The following is a 25,414-nucleotide window of genomic DNA, read 5'->3' as shown; positions in this document are numbered from 1 at the left end:
TCCGATGGCCCGGCTGATCCTGCTCATCCTGGCGCTGCTGCCGGCGCCCCTCCTCGCGCGCGAGACCGTCTCCGCTTCATCCCCTCAGGACCTGTCGGTCACCGTCTATCGCGATCCTGGTCGCGCGGAGGGGCCCCTGTCTCCCACCTCGCTGAATGGATTCGCCATGATCAGCGAGACACGCACCGTCACCTTGCCCGCCGGCCCATCGACGATCCGCTTCGAAGGCGTCGCGGAGGGTATGGTCGCGGTCACTGCGATCGTCACCGGCTTGCCCGGCGGAGTGATCGAGAAGAACCGCAATAGCGCTTTGCTCTCCCCGGCTGCCCTGGTCGACGGCAGCCTGGGCAATCGCGTCACCATCAGCCGGACCAATCCGGCAACCGGTCTGGCGCGATCCGAAACGGCCATCGTCCGCACCCGCGCCGATGGCGGGCTTGTCCTTCAGACCAGCGAAGGTTTCGAGGCAGTTCGCTGCGCCGGCTTGCCGGAGAAGCTGCTGTTCGACCGGGTGCCCACGGGGCTTTCAGCCAATCCGGTCTTCTCGATCGATACCAATACCCCAAAGGGCGGCAGCTACCGGATCACCCTGACCTATCTGGCGGCAGGGTTTGACTGGCAGGCCAATTATCTGGCGACGCTGGAGAAAGGCCCGGCCCCCGAGAAGCAAAAGCTCCGGCTGCTTGCCTGGCTCACCATTGCCAATGACAATGGCCAGAGTTTCCCCGACGCGACACTGTTGGCGGTCGCCGGGACGATCAATGTCGAGCGCAATTTTCACTCCCTGTCGGGTCCGCTCGACGCGAAGCCGCTCCGGCTGACCTGCTATCCCCTGGGAAGCACAGCGCGTGGGACGGAGGCGGAGCCGGTAGTTTGGGCCCAGTTTTCCGCAGGTCTCGCAGATACGAGCCAGGACAAGGACATCGTCGTGACGGGCTACATGATGCGCGCCGAAGCGGCGCCCGCTCCTCCTCCTCCGCCTGCCATGAAGGCCCGCGAAGAGGCGTTGGGTGACGTGAAGCTCTACCGCGTCCCCGAGCACGTCACAGTGGCGTCGCAATCGCTGAAACAGGTAGCTTTTCTCGATCAGCCCAAGGTCAATGGCACGCTCTTTCACCGGGGCGCATGCTGGCCCGAAAGAGACCAGAGCGGCGATGACGAGTCCACGCCCGTCACCCTGTGGCTGAGAACGCGCAACGATGCGGCGCATGGGCTGGGCCTGGCGATGCCGTCCGGCAAACTGGCGGTGTTCGAACCGACCTCGGCCGGCGAAATGCTGCTCGGCGAGCAATCGATCCGCGACTATGCCTCAGGCCAGAAGGTGGAGCTTGCGCTGGCGAACTCCAGCAGCGTCTATCTCGCCTGCGGACGCGAAGCCGAAGATGCGGACCTGACGGATGGCCTTTGGCACAGCCTCCACGCGCTTGTGACCAACGCCAATGGCCATGCGATCACGCTCGAGATCAATCTTGGCGATAGCGCGGGATGGGCAGTGCGCAAACTGTCGGGCCAGCACAGGGTCGAGGATGGCCGGCACATCATGACCGTCACTGTGCCGGCAAACAGCAGCCGGGTGCTGGGATGGGATATCCGTAATACAGGATAGGAAAAGAAGACTGGCGACGGATGACCTTTTCGGGACGTTGTCTCCAAAGCTCCGCGGATCGTGGCAGCACCGTGCCTGGCAGGACTCGCGCGAGCCCCGCCTCCGCTCTTTCACCGAATGTCTGCCACTGGCCGTTTGCTGCCGGTCGGCTTTCCGGCGCGAACCCCGCCGAAGCGGCCCTTCGTTCACGTTGCGGGCTCGCGGTATCGAATAGCCCGTCGCGACACTGCTTTGTCCGCGCTTGGCACAGCAGCCTGTCCGCTCGACAGCGCCGAAGACCTGGAAGCCGCCGATCCGTTCCGACTCCAAATCTAAACATGGGGCCTGCGGAAATTTACAAAAGAAATTGTTGGCGCGATCAGCGGACGTCCGCGATCGCCGAGATCACCCGTTCCCATGCGGTCACATTCTGCTCGAGCGAGGCGGGATCGACGCGTGAAAGCACATCATTGGGTGTATGGTGCACGTCGAAGAGCTGTGTCGCGTCCTGATGAAGCCTCAGAAGCGGCGCTCCGGCAGCAGCCAGCACGCCGATCTCGGCGACACCCGCGCCTGGATTCCCTGCGTCAACCCGAATGCCGAGCGACCGCAAGTTCTGGCGTACCCTGTCGAGGGCTTCAGGCGAGATGGTCGGCGGCAACGTAACTCTCATCACCCGGCCGCCGCCCCAGTCGCTCTCTGCTACGACCAAGGCGCGCTTTACGTCGGCTGTGTGGCGCTCGGTAAAAGCGCGGGCACCGACAAAGTCGCGCATGGCACCGGGTTGGCTCACCTCTTCGGCACCGAACCAAACAAGCCGGATCGTGTGCCGCGGGGCCTTGCCTGATTGCAGGACGCGAGTCGCTGCGGCCGTGACGGCAGCAATCCCGAAACCATCATCGATAGCTCCGGTCCCCTGTTCCCAGCTATCGATATGGGCACCAATGATGATGGGCGCAGCATTGGGATCGCTCCCGGGGATCGTGCCCACCACGTTTTGCGAAGTGCCAGCGCCGGCCCACGCCGCCGTGGATTCCAAGCGCATGCGAACCGGACCCAGCGAGGCTGCGCGCTCAATTTGATCCGCCGCGGCCGGCGAAAGCGCAAAGGCGGGGAATGGGCGCGGCAAAATTGCGCTGGACCCACTGTTTGCCACATTATCGTGATGGGTTCCCAATGACCGGATGACGAAGCCAATCGCGCCTCTTGCCAAGGCTTCGCCGGGACCACGCGCGCGCGCCGGAGCCGCGGCAATGTAACCACCGCCGTCGATCGCACGGCGGACAGGTGCGAGAATGGCGACAATGCGCCCGCGAACGTCCGCCGGATCGCTTTTCAGGAACGCGTCGTAGCTCTTGAACAGCGCCACCGGGGCCTCGACGGGTGGTCCTGCCACCAATCCGCCCAGAGGGGTCGCGACAAGCCGCTGGACAACGTTGCCGCGTAGTTCGATCCGCGTCTCACCCGGGCTCCAGCGCAGCAAGGGAAAGCGTTCGATCGCGACATCCTGGAAACCGAGCGCCTTCATCTTGTCGCTGCCCCACTTCGCCGCCGCTGCCTCCGCAGCCGACCCGGCGGGACGAGGGCCGAACTTGGTGGTGAGATCGCGCACCAAATCATATGCCAAACTATCTGCCTGAATGGCCGGCGCGGACGCGGTGTCGACTTGCTGTCCAACGGCGACCGTGGGGACGGATGCCAGCATCGAAATTGCCAGCAGGAGCGAGAATTGCCCGTGCATGTCATTCCTCCTTCCAGGATTCACCACACATTAGGGCACGGGAACGGTATCAATGAAGCCGGCCGGCACTGATCGGTGCCATCCGTGCAATGGATGGCATGGGGCTGATAGATCCTAAACTCAGCTCCGCTCGACCGTGCCGGCCGCGGCAAAGAGCTGCTCGCGCAGCCAGCGATGCCCTGCGTCCTCCTGGTGCCGCGGATGCCAATAGGCGCTGATCGCGACAGGTTTCAGGGTAACCGGCGGCGCGAAGAGATCGAGTGATGCGTCAAAACGGCGAAGCATGCGTGTGGGCAGCGTGCACAGCAGATCGCTGCCGGCGACAATTGTCGGCGCCACTGCGTAGCTCTGAACCGACATTGCGACGAGGCGCGTACGGCCGATCGCGTCCAGGGCTCTGTCGATGACGCCGGCGAACGGATCGCCCGCGGATGAGACGAGGAGATGCGCGTGGCTGCAAAAATCTTCCAGGTCCATCGGCGCCGTTCCGCGGGGATGACCCTTGCGCTGAGCGGTCGCAAAGGCATCATCGAACAGCGATCGCCCAATCCAGGCATTGTCCGCTTCGGTCGCGCCACCCACGAAAATGTCGACCTCACCGCTTTCCAGCAGGGCCGGTATCTGCTTGCGGTCAGGTACTGCCAATCTCAGCCGCAGACCGGGCGCGGCAGCGCGCACGCGCTGCACGAGACCAGGACCCAGCATGATTGCCGGATTTTCCTGCAACGCCAGCGTGAACACGCGGCGGCTGCTCGTCGGATCGAAGGTTGCGGGCTCGATGATCGCACCGATCTGCCGCAGCACCTCTGCAACCATCGGGATCAGCGCTTCTGCCCGGGGTGTTGGGACGACGCCACGTCCATTAGGAGCCGGAACGAACAGACGATCGCCGAGCAAGCCGCGCAGCCGGGTCAATCGGGCCGAGAGCGCCGGTTGGCTGATCCCCAACCGTACTGCCGCGTGCGTGACGTTGCGGTCCTGCAGCAATGCGTCGAGTGCCACCAGCAGATCGATGTCCATCCGCGCTATTGGATTCATGCCCGCCTCGTTCGTGATCCGGCTGATGATCAACGAGATACTACACAGGCGTGGCGCAGAGCGAAGCATGGATGAACAAAATCACCGACGACCAGACGGTGATTTTGTCCGAAGTTTGGAAGGGTAAGTCCTAGTTGCCATCGCGATTGGTGTAGGTCACCGGCACCCAATCATAGCCGCCTTTGCCGTCAGCCCGGATATGACCGATGCCGGGAAATGGCAGGTGTGGGACAGCGATGAGATCGCCATGCGCGGCAAATCCGGCGAATGCATGCTTGCGCACGTCCGCTGCACGCTTCTCGTCCTGGTCATAGACGATGGTCACATCCGGATCAGGAAACTGCACTGCCGCGACGTGGATGGTGTCGCCGATGAATATGACGTGCTCGCCCTTGCTGGTCAGCGTGTAAAAGGCCGCCCCCGGGGTATGCCCCGGATGGACGGTGGCGCTGATGCCCGGCAGAATCTCCTCCGTGCCGGAAAAAGTCTTGAGCTTGCCCGCATCAAGATAGGGTTTCAGCGTGTTCTGCGCGATATCGAAATAGCTCTTGTCATAACCGGTGCGCACCTGGTTCGCGCGGTCAAAGAAGAAATCGACGTCAGGCTTGCCGACGTAGACAGCAGCGTTCACGAACACGCGCCGTCCGCCCTTCACCAACCCGCCCGAGTGGTCCGAATGGGCGTGGGTGATGAGGATGTCGGTTATCTGCTCGGGCCGAAAGCCCATGGCCGCCATGCTGTCGATCAGCTTGCCGCCATTGCCGGGGCCGAATAATTCGCCCGAACCGGTGTCGACGAGGATGAGATGCCCCGGCATTTCCACCAGGAACGCGTTGATCGATGCCTCGACCGGATTGGCCTGGAAGTTGCGCGCGAGCAGTTCGTCGATGTTTTGCCGCGTCGTATGGCGCAGGAGTGTGTAAAGGTTCTGTGGAACGCTGCCGTCGGTCAGCGACGTAACTCGAACACCACCCACACGAATGCTGTAGCCGCCCGGCTGCTGCAAAACGACGTGCTGCGGGCCAGGTATTTGGGCCGGCGAGGGCATGCTCGTAAGCGAAGCTGTGGCAACCAGCATGGCGGCTGCCGCGCGGCTTAAAAAGGCGTATTTCATCGGACAGTCCTTTCGGTGGAATGCCGACACTATGGCTACCTACCTGCCATGCGTGGAGGGCACGGCTGTCGATGCCATCCATTCATGTCGTGGATGGCTCGATGTGGCTTTCAACCCGTGAAAACGATACTGCCGCTTCCAAATGCAGATTTAATGCAAAAATTGACTGTCTTCACCCGGAGCAAATATCGCGTAACTCGCCTGAACGGATGGCAGCTTTCAGGATCGAGAAATCCTGCGGCGAACGGCTGAGATTAGGCGCATAGCAGTCGATTAAGCAGCCTTGATTCAAAAACTCCGCGGATCGTTGCAACACCGCGCCTGGCAGGATTCGCGCGAGCCCCGCCTCCGCTCTTTGACATGACTGGTAATATGACACGTCAGCCCACCGCTGTTCCGGCCGCAAACACCGCTGTTCCACCGCTGTTATTTCCAACTTTCACCGCTGTTATTCAATAACAGCAAAATACCAGTCAAGCATCTGAAACCAAACCATAAATCCACGCGAAAAATCCAACATAACAGCGGAAGAAAAAATTTTCGCGAAGAACAGCGGATAACAGCGGTGGCATTGGATCCGAATCGAGGCTCGTCCGGGCGAGAATTGTTCGGATTTCTGGCCCAGCCCCTCCCTTGAAAGGGCGCGGCGGACGGAGGATAGGCGGCGTCGTGACCGTCCACGCTCCCGATCATATCCTCCCCGCCGTCGCGCTCCGCCTGTTGTCGGTTGTGTTCCTCGCGACGATGAGCGCGCTCATCAAGCTCGCCGAGACCCATGGCGCGCATTTCGCGGAGATCATCTTCTTCCGTCAGGCCGCCAGCCTGCCGCTGGTCACGGCATGGATCGCGGCCGGGCCGGGGCTGCGCTCGGTCGCGACGAAGCGGATCGGCGCGCACATCACGCGGACGGTCGTTGGCCTAACGAGCATGGCCTGCCTGTTCGGGGCGCTGATGATCCTGCCGCTCGCCGAAGCCACGACCTTCCAGTTCACCGTGCCGATCTTCGCAACCATCCTCGGCGCGCTGTTCCTGAAGGAGCCGACCGGCTGGCATCGCTGGGGCGCGGTGCTGGCCGGGTTCGTCGGCGTGGTGATCGTCGCGCGACCGGGCACCGGACATATCCCGCTGAGCGGCGCGGCGCTCGGCCTGGCCGCGGCAACGCTGACTGCGACCGTGTCGATCCTCCTCCGCCAGATCGGCAAAACCGAGGGCGCCGCAACAACCGTGTTCTGGTTCTCGATCCTGTCGGTGCCGCCGCTCGGGCTGCTTTACGCCTTTCACCTTGCCCCGCACCCGCCGTTGGTCTGGGCGATGCTGGTGGCGATCGGCATGGTCGGGGGCGCTGGGCAGCTCGCGCTCACCGGCGCGCTCAAGCTCGGCCCGGTCTCTCTGGTCGTGCCGATGGATTATTCGAGCCTGTTATGGGCGACGCTGTACGGTTGGCTCTTGTTCGGCGCGCTGCCGGGCGTGACGACCTGGATCGGTGCGCCGGTCATCATCGGCAGCGGGCTTTACATCGTCTGGCGCGAGCATCTCCGCCGCCGCATCGAAACCGAGCAGGCGATCGTCTGATCTCAGACCCGGCGGAACACCAGAGTGAGGTTGTTCGCGGGCATCTCCACCACCCGGTCGAGTGCGAAACCCAGCGCCGCATCGCGGACCGCCTCGACACTGCGCAGCCCCCAGCGCGGATCGCGAGACCTCAGCGACTCATCGAACGCAGCATTGCTCGGCGCCAGCGGCACATCGGTCTGCTGAAACGGGCCGTAGAGGATCAATGGCGCGCCGCGCGGCAATATCCGAGCCGCGCCCGCGACCAACCCGAGCGTCGCTTCCCAAGGGCTGATATGGACCATGTTGATGCACAGCACCGCATCGGCGCGCTCGATCGGCCAGTCGGCGGACGCAGCATCCAGATCGAGCGGCGGCAGAACATTGGCCAGTCCCTCGCACCACGCCGCGATTGACGCCCGGCCACTCGCATCGGGGTCGCTCGGCTGCCAGGTCTGGCCCGGCAGTTCGCGGGCAAAATGGGCGACATGCTCGCCGCTGCCGCTCGCAATCTCGAGGACCAGGCCTTTGACCGTCAGTTCCTCGACCAGCACCGCGGCGATCGCCTCGCGGTTGCGGAGCGTCGCTGGCGCATGCTTGCGGACATCGCCCCGGTCCTCAGCGACGTTCCAGGGCGTGGGATCAGCCATCAGGCGCGCGCCGCGCGTGCTTCTTCGAGCAGCCGTTTGGCGCGAAGGTACATTTCCACGCGCGTCATAGTGAACAGGCCGAGCGCCAGCGCCGCCAGGGCGTCGGTCAGAACGGCCAGCTGCAAATGGAATGCGGTGCCGCCCGCCTGCGCTGCGAACTTTACCGCGAACAGCCCGATCAGGAACAGCACCGCGGTCATCGATCCTTTCTGGTTGAGGGCGTGAGTCTCGGGGTCGACATGGATCTGCATGGTCTTGCCGCGCTGCCATCCGATCGCGGCGCCGATCAGCAGGGTCGCGGCGCAGATCGCCCATCCGACAGGTGACGGCGGCCCCTTCATGAACAGCGCGGCCACGATCACGAGATACACGGCCGGGACGATCCAAAGCCGCTCGATCTTGAGCGGCCGCATCTGGGTCATGCGCCGCGCCCGAAGTGTCAGTACGACTGCGGCAATCGCCAGCGGGATGGCATATTGAAGCCAGCCATCGGGCTGCCCGGTGTGAATCTGCATGCGTTCCCTCCGATCAGATCGAACTGTTATAGCAGGCTAACGCACTCCAGCTCCAGACCTATTCGGCAGCCTTGGCCAGCTCGGGATCCTTCCACACCAGCACCGGCTTGCGCGCAGCGAGCGTCTCGTCGAGCCGGCTTCGCGGCGCGAAGTGCGGCGCTGACTTCAGCGCGACATCGCCCGCCTTGGCCCGCTCCGCCACCGACCGCAGCGCGCCGATGAACTGATCGAGCGCTGCCTTGCTCTCGGTCTCGGTTGGTTCGACCAGCATTGCGCCGTGCACCACCAGCGGGAAGTACATCGTCATCGGGTGATAGCCCTCGTCGATCAGCCCCTTGGCGACATCGATCGTCGAGAAGCCCTCGGCGAGGTTCGAGTCCGAGAACAAAGCCTCGTGCATGCACGGCCCCGACGCCCCGAACGGCGCATCGAGCGTGCTGTCGAGCGAGCGCAGGATATAGTTCGCGTTGAGCACCGCGTCCTCGGCGACCTGACGCAGGCCGTCGGCACCGTGGCTGAGGATATAAGTCAGCGCCCGGGTGAACATCCCCATCTGCCCCTGGAAGGCGACCATGCGGCCGAAGCTGCCCGCGTGATGCTCCTCGGCGGTTTCTTCCTCGACGAGACGGAAGCCATCCGCCGTCTTCTCGACGAACGGCAGCGGCGCATAGGGTGCGAGCGCTTCGGAGAACACCACCGGACCCGAACCCGGCCCGCCGCCGCCATGCGGGGTGGAGAAGGTCTTGTGCAGGTTGATGTGCATCGCATCGATGCCGAGATCGCCCGGCCGCACCCGGCCGACGATCGCGTTGAAGTTGGCGCCGTCGCAATAGACCAGGCCGCCCGCCGCGTGGACCGCGTCCGAGATCGCCCTCATGTCGCGCTCGAACAGGCCACACGTATTGGGGTTGGTGATCATCACGCCTGCCACGTCCGGCCCGAGTCGGGCGGTCAGCGCCGTGAGATTGACCCGACCTTCGGCGGTGGCGGGAATGTCCTCGACTGAATAGCCCGCAAACGCTGCCGTCGCCGGGTTGGTGCCATGCGCGCTCTCGGGCACGAGAATCACCTTGCGATGGCCTTCGCCACGCGCTTCAAGCGCGGCGCGGATCGCGAGGATGCCGCACAGCTCGCCATGCGCGCCCGCCTTGGGGCTCATCGCCACCGAGTGCATGCCCGTCAACGTGACGAGCCAGTGCGCGAGCTGGTGGATCACTTCGAGCGCACCTTGGACCGTGTCGACCGGCGCGAGCGGGTGGATATCGGCAAAGCCCGGCAGCCGCGCCATCTTCTCGTTGAGCCGCGGGTTATGCTTCATCGTGCACGAACCGAGTGGGAACAGCCCAAGGTCGATTGCGTAATTCTGCCGCGACAGGCGGGTATAGTGGCGAACGGCTTCGGGCTCCGACAGGCCGGGCAGCCCGATCGTCGCGGCGCGGTCCAGCCCGCCGAGATAGGATCGCGCGGGCATTTCAGTGGTGTGCTCGACCGGCGTGCCGGTGAAGTCGACGCCGGTGGTCTCGGTGTCGCCGATCTCGAAGATCAGCGGTTCTTCGAGCATCAGGGCCTTGTTGCCGGTAAAGGTCGGCGCGGTCGCGGCACCCGCTTCCGGACGCTCCGGGCGCCAGCCGCTTGCGTTGATCGTCATGCCAGTGCCTCCTCGAGCGCGTCGGCCAAGGCCGCGACATCCTGTGCGGTGGTCGTCTCCGTCACCGCGACCACCAGGCCGTTGGCGAGCGACTCCTCGCCCGGATAGAGCCGCCCGAGCGACACGCCGGCCAGGATCCCGTTGTCGGCGAGCGACCGCACGATCGGGCGAGCCTCTTGCGACAGGCGCAAGGTGAACTCGTTGAAGAAGCTGGTGTTGATCAGCTCAACCCCCGGCACCATCGCCAGCCGCTCGGTGGCGGCGGCCGCGGCACCATGATTGACCATCGCCAGCTCGCGGAGGCCCTTCTCACCGAGCAGCGTCATGTGGACCGAGAAGGCCAGGGCGCAGAGGCCGGAGTTGGTGCAGATGTTCGACGTCGCCTTCTCGCGGCGGATATGCTGCTCGCGGGTGGAGAGCGTCAGCACGAAACCGCGCCGGCCATCGGCATCGAGCGTCTCGCCGCAAAGCCTGCCGGGCATCTGCCGGACATATTTCTCCTTGCAGCCGAACAGCCCGACATAAGGCCCTCCGAACTGCAGCCCCACGCCGATCGACTGGCCCTCGCCGACCACGATATCGGCATCCATCTCGCCCGGCGACTTCAGCGCGCCCAGCGCGACCGGCTCGGTGACCACGGCCACGAGCAGGGCCTTCTTCGCGTGACACGCTGCCGCCAATGGCGCGAGATCGGCAATGCGGCCGAGGATGTCGGGATACTGGACGACCACGCAGGACGTGTCGGTATCGATCGCGGCGATCAGCGCGTCCACATCGGTCTCGGCCGAGAGCGTCGGCGCGCTGGTCTCGAGTTGATCGCCGGTGAACTTCGCCATCGTCTTCGCGACCGACACATAATGCGGGTGCAGGCCGGAGGAGAGGATCGCCTTGCCCCGCTTGGTGACGCGCCGCGCCATGCCGATCGCCTCCCAGCAGGCGGTTGAACCGTCATACATCGAGGCATTGGCGACATCGGTACCAAGCAGCCGGGCGACCTGGGTCTGGAACTCGAACAGCATCTGCAGCGTGCCCTGCGCGATCTCGGGCTGGTACGGCGTATAGGCGGTCAGGAACTCGCCGCGCTGAATGAGATGATCGACCGAGGCCGGCACATGATGCCGGTACGCGCCGCAGCCGAGGAAGAAGGGACCATCGCCCGCTGCGATGTTCTTGCGCGCAAGGGCCGACATATGGCGCTCGACCGCCAGCTCGCTGGCGTGGAGTGGGAGACCGTGGATTGGGCCGTCGAGGCGGGCGATTTCGGGCACATCAACGAACAGATCATCGATCGAGTCCGCGCCGATGACGGCGAGCATCGCCTGACGATCGGTATTGGTAAGAGGAAGGTAGCGCATCAAGGCCTTCTCATTTGCTGTTGGCAGGCGCGCCTTCGGACTTTTTCCAGGCGCGGATGTCGGTCGGGTTGATACCATAGGAGCGGTCGGTGCCGCCCCGGCCGTCGCAGCTATCCTTTGCGATGGCGCCGCTGATGACGACATAACTGTGCCTTAACGGCCCCGCTTTCCGGTCGAACGCCTCCTCCCAACCGACGCCCACGGGCCAGAGGGCATTCACGCGAGACCATGCTTCGGCGTGTTTCGCAGGGCTTTGGTGCCCGCGTGCGTTGTTGAACGCACTGACGAAGTCAGCCCAACGGGCCTCGTCGACAGCCAGGAAGCACTCATAGCCCGCGCATTCGCCCAGATAGCCAGCCAGCTGCACCTGCTTCCCTTTGAATGCGTCGCATTGGGCCAGCAACGTGTCGACGGTCACCAGCGGCAGGGCGGCAGTGTATCCAGCCGCAGGTAGCGCCAGCATCGCGCTGAGGGCGAGCCCGAGCCTCAAAGCTTCGCGACGAACGCTGCGTAGGCGGCTTCGTCCATCAGACCCTTGAGCTCTTCCGGATCGCTGAGCGTCAGTTTGAAGAACCAGCCATCGCTCTCGGGTTCCTCGTTCACCAGTCCCGGATTGTCACCGAGCGCGGCATTGCCTTCAAGGACGGTGCCCGAGACGGGCGAATAGACGTCCGACGCTGCCTTGACCGATTCGACCACTGCGGCCTCATCGCCCTTGGCGACTTCCTTGCCCGCTTCGGGCACCTCGACGAACACGATGTCGCCGAGCTGGCTCTGTGCATATTCACTGATGCCGACGGTGCCGATATCGCCATCGACATCGACCCATTCATGATCTTCGGTGAAGTAACGGCTCATCTTATTTGCCTCCTGCTCGTATGTAGCGGTGTGGAACGAATGGCATCGCGGTGACGGTCGCCTGATGGACCTTGCCGCGCTGCGCGATCTGGATGACGGTGCCGGGTGCGGCCATTGCGAGCGGCACATAGGCCATGGCGATGGGTGCGCCGACGCTCGGGGCGAAGCCGCCGGAGGTCACCTTGCCGACCTCCGAGCCATCGGCATCCAGCACCGCGGCCCCCTCGCGGACCGGCTGGCGGCCTTCGATCATCAGGCCGACGCGCTTCGTCACCGGGCCCTGCTCGCGCTCCATCAGGATACGCTCGGCGCCCGGGAAATTTCCCTCCTCGCGGCGCCGCTTCGACAGCGCGAAACCGAGATCCGCCATCACGGGAGTCGTCTCGGTGTCCAGGTCATGACCGTAGAGCGGCAGCCCTGCCTCGAGGCGCAGCGAGTCGCGCGCGCCGAGGCCGATCGGCTTCACCTCGGTCTCGGCGCACAGCAGATCGGCGATCCGCTCCGCCTCGGTCGCATCGAACGAGAGCTCGAAGCCGTCCTCGCCGGTATAGCCCGAGCGGCTGATCCAGCATTCGGCGCCCGCCAGCTCGAACGGGCCGCCCATCATGAAGGTCAGCGCCTCGAGCGGGTATCTGCCGGTGACGTGCCGCTTGAGCACTTCGAACGCCTTCGGCCCCTGGAGCGCGAGCAACACGCGCTCGTCGAGCTGGTTGAGGGTGATCTCGTCAGGCAGCTCCATCCGCAGGTGCGCGATGTCGTCATATTTCACCGCGCCGTTGACGACCATGTAGATGCTTTCCGGCCAGCGGCTGAGCATCAGATCGTCGAGGATGCCGCCATTCTCATCCAGCAGCAGCGAATAGCGCATCTTGCCGAGCGCCAGGCTTTTCACATCCGCGGGCAGCAGCGCCTCGAGCGCCTCGTCCAGCCCTTCGCCGGAGAGGACGATCTGGCCCATATGGCTGACGTCGAACAGGCCGGCCGATTCGCGCACCCAGAGATGCTCGGCCATGATGCCTTCATACTGGACGGGCATATGATAGCCGGCGAACTCGACCATCCGGCCGCCGCGCGCACGATGCCAGCCGTCGAGCGGCAGGGTCTGAATCTCGATTTCGGGGCCGTCTAAATCGCTCAATGCCGGTCTCCGCCAAAGGTGTCACGGCGATCGGCAGCGCCGATAGCGCCGCCTGTCGCCGCCCCCTCTGTCACGGGAACCTGAGAGCTTTCACCGCTCGCCCCCGCAATGATGCGAAACGAGCCGGCTTACCCCTTCGGTGGGCCGCACGAACGCCGTGCAAGCCGCTTTCCAGAGTGTCGATAGGCCCGCGCGGTCCGGTGTGCCTGAGAGATTCCGGGGCGGTTGCTCCTTCGGCGCCCCGGATCAAGTCCGGGGTCTCTCCCGCGCGTGCCCATGGAAGTTTCCCCCCATCGACGCAGCCCGTGTGACGCGGCGCAGCATGGGAGTCAATCGCTCCGAGTATAGTAAATTTTGCAGTCGTATGCGTTACATACGGACTGACTATTGATCAGCGCGTCGCGTTATACTTCAGCTGTTCGTCAGTGAGCTGGAAGCCGACCAGCGCTTCGAAGGTCGCGCGGAGCACTGCCTGGCGAACATCCGGACGCGTCAGCGGATCGACCGCTGCGTCCTGACCGCCAGCCCTGCGCTTCTCGGTCAACTTCCTGCGGACCTCAGGGGAGAGAGTCGCGGCGGCGCGCGCAATCGTGCTGGTTGCCTGGCCGGTCGCGCTGGCGCGGTCCTGGCCAGCGTTGAAATGCACCACGACATGGCCGACGCTCTTAGCGACAACAGCGGTGCCGCCGCGCACGACGCTGATGAAATAGGGGAAGTCGACATCGCGCGGTGCAGCGGTGTTGGTGCGGCGCGCGCGAATCTCGAAGTTCACCGTGGTGACGATATCGTTGGTCGCGTCACTGCAGCTGCCCCGGACATTGGTCATGTCGGCGACCACGTCGATCGCTGCCGCTTCACGGCTCGCGGGCGGGTCGAACAAGGTTATATCGCCCGTTGCGGCGGGGACGCCCACCGCCGGGCAAGCCGAGCGGATTGCTGTGATTCCCCCGGTTTCGTCGAATTCGCCGGTGCTGGCGCAACCACCCATCAGCAGCATCATTATCGCGGGAACGGCAATTTTCCGGGCTGTCACGGGCACACGCACCTTATCACAAGGGAAGGGGCCGCCGCGCAACACGCACCGGCCCCGGAACACTTACCACCATAGGAAGCGCCTTTCGCGGGCGCAAGCAATCGCGTAGAGGCTCGTGCCGATGACCGACCTTTCCAAACCCGCCCTCGCCCTGATGATCGCCGCGCCGCGTGGCTTTTGCGCAGGCGTCGATCGAGCGATTCAGATCGTCGAACTCGCGATCGGCAAATATGGCGCGCCGGTCTATGTGCGCCACGAAATCGTCCACAATAAATTCGTCGTCGATGCCCTGCGCGCCAAGGGCGCGATCTTCGTCGAGAGCCTCGACGAAGTGCCGGACGGCGTGCCGGTGGTCTTCTCGGCACACGGCGTGCCCAAGGCAGTCCCGGCCAAGGCGGCCGAGCGCGGCCTTGCCTATCTCGATGCGACCTGCCCGCTCGTCTCGAAGGTGCACCGCCAGGCAGAGCGGCTGGTCGCGGCGGGGCGGCATATCGTCTTTATCGGCCATGCCGGGCATCCCGAGGTCATCGGAACCTTCGGCCAGGTACCCGAAGGATCGATGTCGCTGGTCGAGACGCTCGCCGATGCGATGGCGTTCGAACCGGAAGATCGCGACAATCTGGCGTTCCTTACCCAGACGACGCTCTCGGTCGATGATACCGCTGAAATCGTCGCAGCGCTGCAAGAGCGTTTTCCCGAAATCCAGGCGCCGCGCGGCGAGGACATCTGCTACGCGACCTCGAATCGCCAGGCCGCGGTCAAGGCGATCGCCAAGGCATGCGACGCGATGCTGGTGATCGGCGCGACCAATTCCTCGAATTCGCTCCGCCTCGTCGAAGTCGCGCAGCGCGAAGGCACACCCGCCCGGCTGATCCAGCGCGCCGACGACCTTGATTTCGCTTTCCTCGAAGGCGTCCGCACGCTTGGCATCACCGCCGGCGCCTCCGCTCCGGAGATCCTGGTGCGCGAGCTCGTCGACAGGCTCGCCGCGCGATTCGAAGTCAGCGAGACTGAAGTCGAGACGACGCGTGAGACGATCACGTTCAAGCTGCCGCGCGACCTCGAAGTCGCAGCTTAACCTCCATGGCAGTCTATACCCAGGTATCGGCGGAAGCGCTGACCCGCTTCCTGGCGGGCTTCGATCATGGCGAACTGCTGTCCGCCAAAGGCATCGCCGAGGGCGTCGAGAACAGCAACTACCTGGTCGATACGACCAGCGGCCGCTTCATCCTGACGCTCTACGAGAAGCGGGTGGACGCCGGCGACCTGCCCTTTTTCCTCGCGATGCTCGATCACCTCGCGGAACGTGGCAACCTCGTCCCGCGCGCGCTGCCGGATCGCAAGGGCGTTGCAATCCACCAGCTCGAAGGCCGGCCCGCCTGCCTGATCGAGTTCCTCGCCGGGGTATCGGTGTCGCACCCGACCACAGCCCAGGCGCACGCAGCGGGCGCGGCAATGGGTCGCATGCACGACGCACTCGCCGACTTCACGCCTGTCCGCGAAAACTCGATGGGCGCTGACACCTGGCGGCCGCTGTTCGAGCGCTGCGGTCGCGAGCTCGATGGCATAGCTCCGGGCTTGTACGACGAGGTCGGCTTCGCGCTCGATCGGGTGCTGGCGGCGTGGCCAGCTCATCTGCCGACCGGCACCATCCATGCCGACCTGTTCCCCGACAATGTGCTGATGCTGGGCGACACAGTGTCAGGCCTGATCGACTTCTACTTCGCCTGTACCGACATCCGGGCCTATGATCTCGCGATCATGCACGGCGCATGGTCATTCGATGCGACCGGTTCCGAGGTTTATCCCGAGCTGGGGCGAGCGCTGATCGGGGGCTATGACGCGGCATTCGGCCTTGGCGGTTTGGAACGGGCCGAGCTCAATCATCTCGCACAAGGCGCCTGTGTCCGCTTCCTGCTCTCGCGCGCATGGGACTGGCTCAACACGCCCGCCKACGCGATGGTGACCCGCAAGGACCCGCTCGCCTATCTGCGCCGTCTGAAAATCTATGAGACTCAAGGGGCGGCATTGTTCGGATGAGCGACGTGACGGCGGAACTTTCGAAAGTCGAGATCGCGACCGACGGCGCCTGCAAGGGTAATCCAGGACCCGGCGGCTGGGGCGTAATCATCAGATCCGGCACGCGCGAACGCGAGCTTTCGGGTGGCGAACCGCTCACCACCAACAACCGGATGGAGCTGATGGCGGCGATCGAGGGGCTGAACGCACTCAAGCGCCCCTGCCGTGTGACACTGTCCACCGACAGCCGCTATGTCATGGACGGCCTGACCAAATGGATCAAAGGCTGGCAGAAGAATGGCTGGAAAACCGCTGCGAAACAGCCGGTCAAGAACGCCGATCTGTGGCAGGCACTGCTCGCCGCCGCCAAGCCGCATCGGATCGAGTGGCTCTGGGTGAAGGGCCATGCCGGCCATCCCGACAATGAGCGCGCTGACAAGCTCGCCAGCGATGCTGCGGTTGCGGCGAGCCGCGCGCGCTAGCGGCGGAGATTTCCCTGTTCCGGCTCCGATAACAGGGAATTTTCTTTTTTTCTTATAGAGCGCTCTAAATGTTTTACTGACTTTTCAGTGACCTGAGTAAAATACTCCTCATTCGGGCGCTCCGGAACAGGGAAATAACAGGGAAATAACAGGGAAATAACAGGGAAATAACAGGGAATTTGCGCGCGCAGCCGCGCCGCAAGCGATCATTAACAAACCAACGATGAGAAGGAGCGGGCCGGGCTTCTGAGCGTCCCCTAGGCACCCTGTAAGCCATCCCGCGATGCGGTTGAATCGCGCCTTCGCGATCACCTTCTTCCCCTCTCCTTTCAGGAGAAGGGTAAGCTGCGTAGCAGCGCGGGGTGAGGTTGAGCGCGCGATGGCTCTTGCTGATCACCCTCACCCTTCCCATCGCTACGCGATGGGCCCCTTCCCTCTCCCGCTGGGAGAGGGAGAAGGAACTGCAGAGCGACCTTCCGGTTCGCTACTACAGCCTCACTCGGTCGGTGCGTCCGGGCCGTTCTTCTTGACTGAATCGATCGCGTTCTGCGCGCCGGCTTTGCTCGAATAGCCCTCGGTCCAGAAGATGATCTCGCTGTTGTATTTGAACTTGGCGACATATTCGCCGGCCTTGTTCTGCTCGATCACGAATTTATGCGCCATGATAACTCTCCCAAAGTTGCGCATCCGGAATAGTCGTTCCGGAAGCGTCACGCCATCCGAAAACGGCCGGGCGCATAGGGTGTGGGATCAATCGTGGCCGCGATCGGCTCGGGCGAGCGGCCGAGCAAAAGCGCCGCGGCGAGCGCGGCTCCGGCCGGTGCCGTCTGGATGCCGAAGCCCCCCTGGCCCGCGCACCAGAAAAAACCCTGGGCGGTGGGATCGAAGCCATAAACGGGTAGCCGATCAGGCGCGAAGCTCCTCAGGCCGGCCCAGCGCCGCTCCACCGCAGCAACCCGCCAATCGACGACCTGCTCGAATCGATCCACCGCGATTGCGACATCGAGCTCCTCGGGCTGCGCATCATAGGGATCGACCGGCGTCTCGTCATGCGGGCTCAACCACAGCCGCCCGCCCGCCTCGGGCTTGAAATAGAAGGTGCCGGCGATGTCGGAGACATGCGGCAGGGTCGCCGCCGCTGCCGGATCGGTCCGGAGCTGGACCATGGTGCGCCGATAAGGCTGGATACCGATGGGGGCGACGCCTGCCTTCAGGGCGATCGCATCGGCCCAGGCGCCGGCGGCGTTGACGAGGATCGACGCGCTGAACGTACCGGCACCAGTCTCGAGATGCCAGCCACCAGGCGCACGATTCGCGGCGTGCAACGGAGCATTGACGATCAGGTCAGCCCCGGACCTTCGTGCCTGCGCCAGATAATGGGCGTGGAGCGCGGCGACATCGATATAAGTGCTGCTCGCCTCCATGACCCCGAGGGTCCAGCCGTCGCGCAGACCCGGCACCAGCGTGGCGGGATCGACGGGATCGAGCGCGATCCCGGTGCCATCAAATTCTGCAAGAAAGGCATCGATTGCCGCCGCATCGCTCGCGCGGCCGATATGGAGCGAGCCAAGCGGATCGAGGAAGCCGCCGGCATGGAGCGAGGGACCCGATGCGGTGGTCAGCGGCTGGACACCCGGCCCGCCATAGGTTTCGGACCAGAACGCGGCCGAGCGTCCGGTTGCGTGATAGCCCGGCGCATCTTCGGCCTCGATCAGAAGCACGGACGCGTGCGGCGCCATAGCTGCGGCAAGGCTCGCTCCCGCCATCCCCGCACCGACAATCGCGACGTCATGGCGTTTCAAGAGCGAGCCCTCGCAGCCCTTGTTGCGGCTGCCCTCATTTTGGTTGGGCACGCGAGGCGAGGAAGATATCGATCTCGCCGATCGCACGGTTCCGCACTGCGTCAGCCTCGCGAAGCACTTCGTGGGCCGATTCGGAGCCGAAACGAACCACACGAACGTCGGGCAGTTTCGCCGCTACCTGCGATGCGGCCCGGGGGTTCACCAGCTTGTCGGACTCGGCGATGACCATCAGGACGGGCACGCTCATCGTCCGGAGCCGCGGATCATCGCGCAGGCGACGCGTCGACTGGAATGCCTGCATCAGCCAGTTCCAGCTCGGCGGACCCAGCAGGAGTTCGGGCTTGGCCGACTGCCAGTAGATCTCGTCCTCATAACGGGTGAGGTCATGGGTCAGCAGCGCCTGGCGCGTGGTGGTCGTCGCCGGCCGCTCATTGGTCTTCCATGCCGGCCGCGCGGAATTGCCGACCCCACCCAGTACATTGGCGAGCCGTTCACCCCAACGCGCGCCAAGCGGGCTGTGGAGGCCGAGCATCGGCGCGATCAGAACCGCGGCGTCAGGCTTCGCGACGCCTTCAGTCAGCGCGCGCAGGACCAGATGGCCGCCCATCGAATGCCCCATCACGACGCGGGGCCCCGTCGCCTCCGCCGCCCAAGCCGCCCAGAACGCCTCGAAATCGCTGATGAAGATATCGAAATTGTCGACATGGCCGACATGGGGATCGGGCGAGAGCCGCCCCGATCCGCCCTGCCCGCGCCAGTCGAACGCAGTGATCGACCAGCCCTGGCCGTGCCAGTGTGCGAGCGCCTCCAGATACTTCTCGAAAATGTCTCCGCGCCCTCCCTGGAACAGGATGCTGCCGCGAGACTGACCTTCCGCCGGCCAGTCGAAACGCCGCAGCGACCAACCATCGGGCGCGGTCCAATGCGAGATACGGGCACTTGCCGGAATCGCGCGGCGATACAGTTGAGGGGAGACCATTTACTCTGGTTACTTTTTAGAAAGCCATTCCGTCTAGGGAAATTGCTGATGGGTGGGGCTACTCTCAATGCTTTGATGCTTGGCGCTTTGGTGCTGCTTCTCGTCTCCGCGGGAATCGAGGATGCGCGCACTCGCGAGATCGCGAACTGGAAGAACGCAACGATCGCCCTGCTCGCCCCTCTGTGGTGGTGGTGGAACGGGTTTCTCGTCTGGCCCGATCTGGGAATTCATCTCGCCATAGCAGCCGGCGTGTTCGTCCTTTTCCTGATTCCATACTATGTCGGCTGGATGGGCGGCGGCGACGTCAAGATGATCGGGGCGCTCGCTCTCTGGTTCCCGCTCCAGGGTCTTCTCTGGATGCTGATCATGATGTCGCTGCTCGGCGGCGCGCTCACCGTGCTGATTGCCATCGAGCGCATTGTGCGGCGGAGGGCCGCTCTCCGCACGTCGGTCGTACTGATCGGCATCAATCTCGCCTACCGCTTCTCCACCATGCACCGGGAGGTCAAACAGCGGCGGGCCCTGCACGCGCTCGTGCTGCGCCAGGCCCGGGAGGCCGGGAACAGCCACGCTCCGCTGACCAAGGGAATCGAAATTCCGTACGGCGTGGCGATCGCAATCGCAGCCTTAATTTCGTTACCTGAACCGTTTCTTAACCACTTCCTGTGAATGCTTAACGCGGGTTCAATTGTACCGCGCCCGAAAGGCCTGAAACGTCATGGATAGTCGCAAGATCATTCTTCTAGTGGGCGCATTGATCGTTGCGGCGATCACTGCCTTCATGGCTCGCAGCTTGATTGTCGGCGGATCCGCGCCGCAGGCGGCCGCGGCTCCCATCGATGGGCCCGAGGTGCTTGTCGCCACGCGCGCCCTGCCGGTCGGCACCATCCTCGACGCCACGGCGCTGAAGTTTCAGCCCTGGCCCAAGGAACTGGTCGACAACGCCTATTACATCAAGACCACCACTGACCTGAAGACGCTTCAGGGTACCGTGGTTCGCAACGCGATCACCGCTGGCCAGCCGGTCACGCAGGGCGCGCTGGTGAAGCCGGGCGACCGTGGCTTCCTCGCGGCAGCGCTCGGCCCGGGCATGCGCGCCGTGACGGTGCCCGTGTCAGCGCAGACCGGCGTCGCCGGCTTCGTCTTCCCGGGCGATCGGATCGATCTGGTGCTGACCCAGTCAGTGCCGGGCGGCGGCGACGGGCCCCCGCTCAAGGTCGCCGAGACGATCCTGCGCAATCTGCGCGTGCTTGCGACTGACCAGCGCACCGACAATACGACTGGCGAAGACGGCAAGACTGTCGTGCGGACCTTCTCGAACGTCACGCTGGAAGCAACGCCAAAGATCGCCGAGCAGATTGCTGTTGCACAGACCCTCGGGTCCATCTCGCTCTCGCTCCGCTCGATCGCCGACAATAACAGCGAGCTCGAGCAGGCTATCGCCAGTGGCGCTGTCAAGGTGCCCGAGGGCAATGATCCCAAGGCCGAGAAGGCGATGATGCTCAAGGTCGCCAATCAGCCGACCACCGGCGGCTCAACCGTCGCGACTGGCGCTGACGTCTCGAAGTTCCAGCGCAGCACTGTACCCAGCAAGCCGGTAAACACGACGATGGGCGCCTATGCCCAGGGCGGATCTGGTGGCTACCCAGGTTCAACGACCGACAAACGCCCCATCGTCCGCGTCGCTCGCGGAAATGCGATGACCGAGGTTCCGATCGGGCTGAAGGCGCCCGATGGCGTTGGCCTCGAGGGGAAGAAGTAAGATGCTCGCCAGGACCTTCTTGCACCGCGCGGGCGCGGCAACAGTGGCCACGGCTCTGGTCGCCGCCCCAATGACGGCAAGCGCCGCACCATCCAAATCACGCCACGCCGCCAGGCGCGTCGGGACCCGCATCAAGGCCCCGACCGACACCCAGGGGCCGGCTCGTGATCTCTGGCTCGCCGGCGGCGCCCAACGCGAAGCCACAGGCGAATCCAAGGGCTACCCAGGTGCAACGGTGGACACACGTCCCATCGTTCGCGTCGCCCGGGGGAGTGAGATGATCGAGGTTCCGATCGGGAAGAAGGTGACCAATGTTGTTACCGTCGGAGGGAAGAATTAAGATGCGTATCAGGACTTTCCTGCACCGCTCGGTTGCAGCGACAGTGGCTACGGCTCTGGTCGCAACCCCGATGGCGGCAAGCGCCGCCCCATCCAAATCGCGCCACGTCGCCAATCGCGTCGGAACCCGCGTTATGGCCCGGGTCGGCTCGCTTCCACCCGGCACCCAGCGGCCGACCCGCGAAGTGCTGCTCTCCGTCGGCCAGGGTGAGCTGATCACGCTGCCTGCCGATGTGGCTGATGTGTGGACATCCAATCCGGCGGCGGCTGACGTCTATGTCAGCAGCAGGCGTCAGATCCACCTGTTCGGCAAGGATTTCGGCGAAGCAACGCTATTCGCGACGAGCAAAAGCGGCGCGGTCATCTATGCGGCCAATATCCGGGTCAGCCAGAACCTGACCTCGATCGATCGCATGATGAAGCTCGCGATGCCGGACAACGACGTCAAGGTCGTCACCACCGGTCAGATCGCGGTACTGACCGGCACGGTCGCGACGCCCGATGAGAGCGCTCAGGCGATGAGGATCGCAACCGCGCTGCTCAATCCTGGCGTCAACGTCAGCGACCCGGCCGCGATGCTGAAGATCGTGGTCTTCAATCGCCTCAAGACGGCGACCCCGCTCCAGGTGAATTTGCAAGTCAAGTTCGCCGAGGTCAGCCGCAGCTTCATGAAGACCGTCGGTAACAATCTGCTGACGCGCGACCAGACCGGCGGCTTCAATTTCGGCGTATCGACGGGCAGCCGCGTCCCTGGATCGATCGCGTCGGTCAGTACCTCGGGGCTCCCGGTGCTCGACGCATCGTCCAAGTTCGGATTTCCGGCCGGCACGATCAGCCTGCCCTATGATCCGAGGACCGGCAACTTCGTCTATCCGGGTACCGGCACCGCCAGCACCTTCACCAAGGGATCGCAGTTCACGACTCTTGGCCTTGCCGGGCATTTCCTGGGGCTCGATCTGCTGAGCGCCATCGATATCGGCGAAACCAACGGTCAGGTCACCACCCTGGCCAGCCCGAACCTGACGGCTTTGTCGGGCGAGACGGGCACCTTCCTCGCCGGCGGTGAAATCCCGATCCCGATCAGCCAGGGCCTCGGCGCGGTTTCGGTCGAGTACAAGCAATATGGCGTCAGCCTTGCCTATACGCCGACCGTCCTGGCCGATGGCCGCATCTCGCTCCGCGTGCGGCCCGAGGTCTCGCAGCTCTCTTCGGCGGGCGCGGTGACGATCAACGGCACGACCATTCCGGCGCTGACGACGCGCCGGGCCGAGACGACCGTCGAACTCGGCTCGGGCCAGAGCTTCATGATTGGCGGCCTGCTGCAAAACGACCATCTGAACTCGATCGACAAGGCTCCTGGCCTGGGCGATGTGCCGGTGCTCGGCGCGCTGTTCCGCTCGAACGAGTTCCAGCGCCATGAGACCGAGCTGGTCATCGTCATCACGCCGTATCTGGTGAAGCCGGTCAACGCGAACGACATCGTTCTGCCGACCGACGGCTACAAGGCACCGACCGACATCGACCGGATCCTGCTGGGCAAGCTTGGCGGCGGCACGACCGGCGGCGATCGCCCCAAGCCGACCATGGCGCCACCCGTCAATGCCGGGCCGGCATTCGGGGACGCTGCACCGATCTCCGGGGCGACCGGCCCCGCACTCGGCGCCACGACTCCGATGCTCCCGGCTCCGGTTCCGGACCAGGCGCCCGTTCGCCGCGAAGTATCGGACCAGAAAGCACCGCCGCCCGAACAGAAAAGCAAAAAAGGCAAGGCCGTCGCCATGCCCGGCTTCAGTTCCAATTGACCGCCGCTGTCGAGGGACAATCCATGCTCAAGCGTACTATCCTCCTCGCCTCCGCTCTCGCCCCGGCCTTGTTGCTCGGCGCCTGTGGCGGCACTCTCAACCGCGGTGTCGACTCGGTGCATCAGCCGGTCGTGACCAGAACCGATTACACGTTTGACGTAAGCACCAATGGCAACCACCTCGCCGCCGGCGAGGAACGAAGGCTGGCCGGCTGGATGGCGTCGCTGCGGCTCGGCTATGGCGACCGCGTCGCGATCGACGACCCCCATCCTTATGGCGGCGGCGTGCATGACAGCGTCGCGGCTGAGGTCGCCCGTTACGGGCTGCTCCTGTCGGACGAGGCGCCGGTGACCGGCGCGCCTTTGCCTCCCGGCACGGCCCGTATCGTCATCAGCCGCATGAAGGCGACGGTACCGGGTTGCCCTGATTACACCCGCCAGAACAAGCCCGAGTTCAACAGCAACAGCTCGTCCAATTACGGCTGTGCGACCAACTCCAATCTGGCCGCGATGGTCGCCAACCCAGCCGATCTCGTTCGAGGTCAGCCGGGTGTCGAGTCCAACGACAATATCTCGTCGGGCAAGGCGATCGATACCTATCGCAGCGCGACGCCGACCGGCGCCGGTGGTCTGAAATCCGATGGCACGGGAGCCAAATAAATGAACGCCCCCTTCTCTGGCGGACGCGTTGGCCAACGCGAGCCCTTCGTTGCCTTTGTCTGCGACGAAACCACTGCCGAAATCGTCCGCCCCGTTGCGGTCGAAATGGGCTGGATGCCTGAAAAGGTGAACAAGGGCGGGCTGCGCAACGCAGTCCAGTCCCTGTCGGTTTCCGCGAGCCCGCAGATCCTGTTCGTCGATCTCTCGGAATCGGGCGATCCACTGAACGACATCAACGCGCTCGCCGAGGTCTGCGAGCCGGGCACGGTCGTGATCGCGGCCGGCCAGGTCAATGATGTCCGGCTTTACCGTGACCTCGTCGTGAGCGGCATTCAGGACTATCTGCTCAAGCCGCTGACCCCGGATATGCTGCGCGAGGCCTTCACCAATGCCCAGTCGATCCTCAACGCGCCGAAATCCACCGACGGTGGTGCCGTCGAGCGGCCGCATTGCTCGACCGCGATCATCGGCGCGCGCGGCGGTGTCGGCGCGTCGACCATTGCCACCTCGGTCGCCTGGATCCTGAGCGAAAAGGGCGGCCGGACAACCGCGCTGCTCGATCTCGACGTGCATTTCGGCACTGGTGCGCTCGCGCTCGACCTCGAGCCCGGCCGCGGCCTGACGGACGCAATCGAGAATCCGAGCCGTATCGACGGCCTGTTCATCGAACGCGCGATGGTGAAGTCGAGCGAGATGCTCTCGGTGCTTTCCGCCGAGGCGCCGATCAACTCGCCGGTGCTCACTGACGGCAGCGCTTTCTTCCAGCTTCAGGAAGAAATGCGGGCGGCGTTCGAGTGCACGATCGTCGATCTGCCGCGTAACATGCTGGTCCAGCACCCGCATCTGATCACCGACATCCAGATCGCGGTGATCGTGACCGAGCTGACGCTCGCCGCGGCGCGCGATTCGATCCGCCTGCTCTCCTGGCTCAAGTCGAACGCACCGCAAACCCAGGTGTTCGTCGTCGCCAACAAGCTCCATGCCTCAGGGCAGCTCGAGATCAACCGCAAGGATTTCGAGGGCTCGATCGAGCGGAAGATCGATTATGTCATTCCCTTCGACCAGAAACTGGGCGCGCAGGCGGCCAAGCTCGGCAAGCCTCTTGCCGAGGCAGGCAAGGGATCGAAGACGGTCGCGCCGCTGGTCGATCTTGCGACCATGCTGATGGGCGTTGGCGATTCGCCGGAGGGTGCTGCGGCCATCGGGACGAAGAAGGGGGCCGACAAGGGCGGCTCGCTGATGGGGAAATTCTCCGATCTCAAATCGATGATGCAGAAGAAAGCGCCCAAGAAATAAGCGCGAATGGAACACCGACCGGCGAATTTTGGGGGGCGCGTAAACCGC

The 25,414-nt window shown here is 64.3% G+C and carries 25 protein-coding genes and 2 riboswitches; of the genes, 11 read left to right on the top strand and 14 right to left on the bottom strand.

The window, feature by feature from the left end; genetic code table 11:
* Positions 1 to 4 precede the first annotated feature (4 nt).
* Entirely contained in the window at positions 5 to 1,606 is a 1,602-nt protein-coding gene (locus tag AC1DVS_RS10615) for a DUF4139 domain-containing protein (RefSeq protein ID WP_478022757.1), read from the top strand.
* A gap of 358 nt (positions 1,607 to 1,964) precedes the next feature.
* On the opposite strand, the gene AC1DVS_RS10610 is transcribed toward AC1DVS_RS10615, so the two are convergent.
* The 3 genes from AC1DVS_RS10610 to AC1DVS_RS10600 all read right to left on the bottom strand — a co-directional run bounded on the left by AC1DVS_RS10610 (position 1,965) and on the right by AC1DVS_RS10600 (position 5,478).
* A complete protein-coding gene (locus AC1DVS_RS10610) occupies positions 1,965 to 3,326 on the bottom strand; it encodes a M20/M25/M40 family metallo-hydrolase (RefSeq protein ID WP_478022756.1) in 1,362 nt (453 codons plus the stop codon).
* A 120-nt stretch (positions 3,327 to 3,446) separates the two neighbouring features.
* On the bottom strand, positions 3,447 to 4,364 hold the full coding sequence (locus AC1DVS_RS10605) for a LysR family transcriptional regulator (protein WP_478022754.1): 918 nt from the start codon (positions 4,362 to 4,364) through the stop codon (positions 3,447 to 3,449).
* Between the two features lie 130 nt (positions 4,365 to 4,494).
* On the bottom strand, positions 4,495 to 5,478 hold the full coding sequence (locus AC1DVS_RS10600; RefSeq protein ID WP_478022752.1) for an MBL fold metallo-hydrolase: 984 nt from the start codon (positions 5,476 to 5,478) through the stop codon (positions 4,495 to 4,497).
* 669 nt (positions 5,479 to 6,147) lie between these two features.
* On the opposite strand from AC1DVS_RS10600, the gene AC1DVS_RS10595 reads away from it, so the two are divergent.
* Entirely contained in the window at positions 6,148 to 7,050 is a 903-nt protein-coding gene (locus tag AC1DVS_RS10595) for a DMT family transporter (RefSeq protein ID WP_478022750.1), read from the top strand.
* 2 nt (positions 7,051 to 7,052) lie between these two features.
* On the opposite strand, the gene AC1DVS_RS10590 is transcribed toward AC1DVS_RS10595, so the two are convergent.
* The 8 genes from AC1DVS_RS10590 to AC1DVS_RS10555 all read right to left on the bottom strand — a co-directional run bounded on the left by AC1DVS_RS10590 (position 7,053) and on the right by AC1DVS_RS10555 (position 14,193).
* Positions 7,053 to 7,679 (bottom strand): DUF938 domain-containing protein, encoded by a 627-nt coding sequence (locus AC1DVS_RS10590; RefSeq protein ID WP_478022748.1) that lies wholly within the window; start codon positions 7,677 to 7,679, stop codon positions 7,053 to 7,055.
* On the bottom strand, positions 7,679 to 8,194 hold the full coding sequence (locus AC1DVS_RS10585; protein WP_478022746.1) for a CcdC protein domain-containing protein: 516 nt from the start codon (positions 8,192 to 8,194) through the stop codon (positions 7,679 to 7,681). The genes AC1DVS_RS10590 and AC1DVS_RS10585 overlap by 1 nt, the downstream gene beginning before the upstream one ends.
* A 58-nt stretch (positions 8,195 to 8,252) precedes the next feature.
* Positions 8,253 to 9,842, bottom strand: a complete 1,590-nt coding sequence (gcvPB, locus tag AC1DVS_RS10580; RefSeq protein ID WP_478022744.1) for an aminomethyl-transferring glycine dehydrogenase subunit GcvPB — start codon at positions 9,840 to 9,842, stop codon at positions 8,253 to 8,255.
* On the bottom strand, positions 9,839 to 11,197 hold the full coding sequence (gene gcvPA, locus AC1DVS_RS10575) for an aminomethyl-transferring glycine dehydrogenase subunit GcvPA (RefSeq protein WP_478022742.1): 1,359 nt from the start codon (positions 11,195 to 11,197) through the stop codon (positions 9,839 to 9,841). The genes gcvPB and gcvPA overlap by 4 nt, the downstream gene beginning before the upstream one ends.
* A 10-nt stretch (positions 11,198 to 11,207) precedes the next feature.
* Positions 11,208 to 11,687, bottom strand: a complete 480-nt coding sequence (locus AC1DVS_RS10570; protein ID WP_478022740.1) for a hypothetical protein — start codon at positions 11,685 to 11,687, stop codon at positions 11,208 to 11,210.
* The gene (gene gcvH / locus AC1DVS_RS10565) at positions 11,684 to 12,055 is read right to left on the bottom strand and encodes a glycine cleavage system protein GcvH (RefSeq protein WP_478022738.1); all 372 of its coding nucleotides are present in this window, start codon (positions 12,053 to 12,055) and stop codon (positions 11,684 to 11,686) included. The genes AC1DVS_RS10570 and gcvH overlap by 4 nt, the downstream gene beginning before the upstream one ends.
* Position 12,056: 1 nt before the next feature.
* Positions 12,057 to 13,193: a glycine cleavage system aminomethyltransferase GcvT gene (gene gcvT / locus AC1DVS_RS10560; RefSeq protein WP_478022737.1), complete on the bottom strand. Its 1,137-nt coding sequence runs from the start codon at positions 13,191 to 13,193 to the stop codon at positions 12,057 to 12,059.
* Positions 13,194 to 13,250: 57 nt separating this feature from the next.
* Positions 13,251 to 13,376: riboswitch (glycine riboswitch) on the bottom strand.
* A riboswitch (glycine riboswitch) is annotated at positions 13,377 to 13,470 on the bottom strand. It lies immediately after the preceding riboswitch.
* Positions 13,471 to 13,584: 114 nt separating this feature from the next.
* A complete protein-coding gene (locus AC1DVS_RS10555) occupies positions 13,585 to 14,193 on the bottom strand; it encodes a hypothetical protein (RefSeq protein ID WP_478022735.1) in 609 nt (202 codons plus the stop codon).
* A 154-nt stretch (positions 14,194 to 14,347) separates the two neighbouring features.
* On the opposite strand from AC1DVS_RS10555, the gene ispH reads away from it, so the two are divergent.
* From ispH to rnhA, 3 genes are read left to right on the top strand one after another with little or no spacing between them, the layout of a single operon-like run.
* Entirely contained in the window at positions 14,348 to 15,304 is a 957-nt protein-coding gene (ispH, locus tag AC1DVS_RS10550) for a 4-hydroxy-3-methylbut-2-enyl diphosphate reductase (protein WP_478022733.1), read from the top strand.
* A 5-nt stretch (positions 15,305 to 15,309) separates the two neighbouring features.
* The gene (gene thrB / locus AC1DVS_RS10545) at positions 15,310 to 16,266 is read left to right on the top strand and encodes a homoserine kinase (RefSeq protein WP_478022732.1); all 957 of its coding nucleotides are present in this window, start codon (positions 15,310 to 15,312) and stop codon (positions 16,264 to 16,266) included.
* Complete coding sequence (gene rnhA / locus AC1DVS_RS10540; protein WP_478022730.1) at positions 16,263 to 16,727, top strand: ribonuclease HI; 465 nt, start codon at positions 16,263 to 16,265, stop codon at positions 16,725 to 16,727. Before thrB ends, rnhA begins: the two co-directional genes overlap by 4 nt.
* 495 nt (positions 16,728 to 17,222) lie before the next feature.
* Here rnhA and AC1DVS_RS10535 read toward each other — a convergent pair whose 3' ends face one another.
* The 3 genes from AC1DVS_RS10535 to AC1DVS_RS10525 form a co-directional block, all read right to left on the bottom strand.
* Positions 17,223 to 17,390 (bottom strand): YegP family protein, encoded by a 168-nt coding sequence (locus AC1DVS_RS10535; protein ID WP_478022728.1) that lies wholly within the window; start codon positions 17,388 to 17,390, stop codon positions 17,223 to 17,225.
* A 47-nt stretch (positions 17,391 to 17,437) separates the two neighbouring features.
* Positions 17,438 to 18,493: an NAD(P)/FAD-dependent oxidoreductase gene (locus tag AC1DVS_RS10530; protein ID WP_478023027.1), complete on the bottom strand. Its 1,056-nt coding sequence runs from the start codon at positions 18,491 to 18,493 to the stop codon at positions 17,438 to 17,440.
* Positions 18,494 to 18,563: 70 nt separating this feature from the next.
* A complete protein-coding gene (locus AC1DVS_RS10525; RefSeq protein ID WP_478022726.1) occupies positions 18,564 to 19,508 on the bottom strand; it encodes an alpha/beta fold hydrolase in 945 nt (314 codons plus the stop codon).
* A gap of 90 nt (positions 19,509 to 19,598) precedes the next feature.
* Here AC1DVS_RS10525 and AC1DVS_RS10520 point away from each other — a divergent pair, with 90 nt between their 5' ends.
* Genes AC1DVS_RS10520 through AC1DVS_RS10495 form a run of 6 tightly spaced genes read left to right on the top strand, consistent with a single transcriptional unit; the run spans position 19,599 to position 25,366 of the window.
* Positions 19,599 to 20,177, top strand: coding sequence for an A24 family peptidase (locus AC1DVS_RS10520; protein ID WP_478022724.1), 579 nt, complete (start codon positions 19,599 to 19,601; stop codon positions 20,175 to 20,177).
* A gap of 49 nt (positions 20,178 to 20,226) precedes the next feature.
* Entirely contained in the window at positions 20,227 to 21,270 is a 1,044-nt protein-coding gene (gene cpaB, locus AC1DVS_RS10515; RefSeq protein ID WP_478022723.1) for a Flp pilus assembly protein CpaB, read from the top strand.
* Position 21,271: 1 nt separating this feature from the next.
* Positions 21,272 to 21,610 (top strand): hypothetical protein, encoded by a 339-nt coding sequence (locus tag AC1DVS_RS10510; protein ID WP_478022721.1) that lies wholly within the window; start codon positions 21,272 to 21,274, stop codon positions 21,608 to 21,610.
* Position 21,611: 1 nt separating this feature from the next.
* The gene (locus AC1DVS_RS10505; protein WP_478022719.1) at positions 21,612 to 23,411 is read left to right on the top strand and encodes a type II and III secretion system protein family protein; all 1,800 of its coding nucleotides are present in this window, start codon (positions 21,612 to 21,614) and stop codon (positions 23,409 to 23,411) included.
* 23 nt (positions 23,412 to 23,434) lie between these two features.
* Positions 23,435 to 24,070, top strand: coding sequence for a CpaD family pilus assembly protein (locus AC1DVS_RS10500; RefSeq protein WP_478022717.1), 636 nt, complete (start codon positions 23,435 to 23,437; stop codon positions 24,068 to 24,070).
* Positions 24,071 to 25,366, top strand: coding sequence for a CpaE/TadZ family protein (locus AC1DVS_RS10495; protein WP_478022716.1), 1,296 nt, complete (start codon positions 24,071 to 24,073; stop codon positions 25,364 to 25,366).
* Positions 25,367 to 25,414 lie beyond the last annotated feature (48 nt).

It is taken from the genome of Sphingomonas sp. P3_C5 (genome assembly GCF_056402635.1).
Note: the sequence above shows the minus strand (reverse complement) of the source record. Positions and strands in the feature narration are given on the sequence as shown.

Coding starts and splice junctions, on each gene's coding strand:
- AC1DVS_RS10600 (WP_478022752.1), bottom strand. CDS start 5,478: ATGAAATACGCCTTTTTAAGCCGCGCGGCAGCCGCCATGCTGGTTGCC.
- AC1DVS_RS10590 (WP_478022748.1), bottom strand. CDS start 7,679: ATGGCTGATCCCACGCCCTGGAACGTCGCTGAGGACCGGGGCGATGTC.
- gcvPB (WP_478022744.1), bottom strand. CDS start 9,842: ATGACGATCAACGCAAGCGGCTGGCGCCCGGAGCGTCCGGAAGCGGGT.
- ispH (WP_478022733.1), top strand. CDS start 14,348: ATGACCGACCTTTCCAAACCCGCCCTCGCCCTGATGATCGCCGCGCCG.
- rnhA (WP_478022730.1), top strand. CDS start 16,263: ATGAGCGACGTGACGGCGGAACTTTCGAAAGTCGAGATCGCGACCGAC.
- AC1DVS_RS10505 (WP_478022719.1), top strand. CDS start 21,612: ATGCGTATCAGGACTTTCCTGCACCGCTCGGTTGCAGCGACAGTGGCT.
- AC1DVS_RS10555 (WP_478022735.1), bottom strand. CDS start 14,193: ATGATGCTGCTGATGGGTGGTTGCGCCAGCACCGGCGAATTCGACGAA.
- AC1DVS_RS10510 (WP_478022721.1), top strand. CDS start 21,272: ATGCTCGCCAGGACCTTCTTGCACCGCGCGGGCGCGGCAACAGTGGCC.
- AC1DVS_RS10530 (WP_478023027.1), bottom strand. CDS start 18,493: ATGGCGGGAGCGAGCCTTGCCGCAGCTATGGCGCCGCACGCGTCCGTG.
- gcvPA (WP_478022742.1), bottom strand. CDS start 11,197: ATGCGCTACCTTCCTCTTACCAATACCGATCGTCAGGCGATGCTCGCC.
- AC1DVS_RS10500 (WP_478022717.1), top strand. CDS start 23,435: ATGCTCAAGCGTACTATCCTCCTCGCCTCCGCTCTCGCCCCGGCCTTG.
- AC1DVS_RS10605 (WP_478022754.1), bottom strand. CDS start 4,364: ATGAATCCAATAGCGCGGATGGACATCGATCTGCTGGTGGCACTCGAC.
- gcvH (WP_478022738.1), bottom strand. CDS start 12,055: ATGAGCCGTTACTTCACCGAAGATCATGAATGGGTCGATGTCGATGGC.
- AC1DVS_RS10495 (WP_478022716.1), top strand. CDS start 24,071: ATGAACGCCCCCTTCTCTGGCGGACGCGTTGGCCAACGCGAGCCCTTC.
- AC1DVS_RS10535 (WP_478022728.1), bottom strand. CDS start 17,390: ATGGCGCATAAATTCGTGATCGAGCAGAACAAGGCCGGCGAATATGTC.
- AC1DVS_RS10610 (WP_478022756.1), bottom strand. CDS start 3,326: ATGCACGGGCAATTCTCGCTCCTGCTGGCAATTTCGATGCTGGCATCC.
- AC1DVS_RS10585 (WP_478022746.1), bottom strand. CDS start 8,194: ATGCAGATTCACACCGGGCAGCCCGATGGCTGGCTTCAATATGCCATC.
- cpaB (WP_478022723.1), top strand. CDS start 20,227: ATGGATAGTCGCAAGATCATTCTTCTAGTGGGCGCATTGATCGTTGCG.
- AC1DVS_RS10525 (WP_478022726.1), bottom strand. CDS start 19,508: ATGGTCTCCCCTCAACTGTATCGCCGCGCGATTCCGGCAAGTGCCCGT.
- AC1DVS_RS10615 (WP_478022757.1), top strand. CDS start 5: ATGGCCCGGCTGATCCTGCTCATCCTGGCGCTGCTGCCGGCGCCCCTC.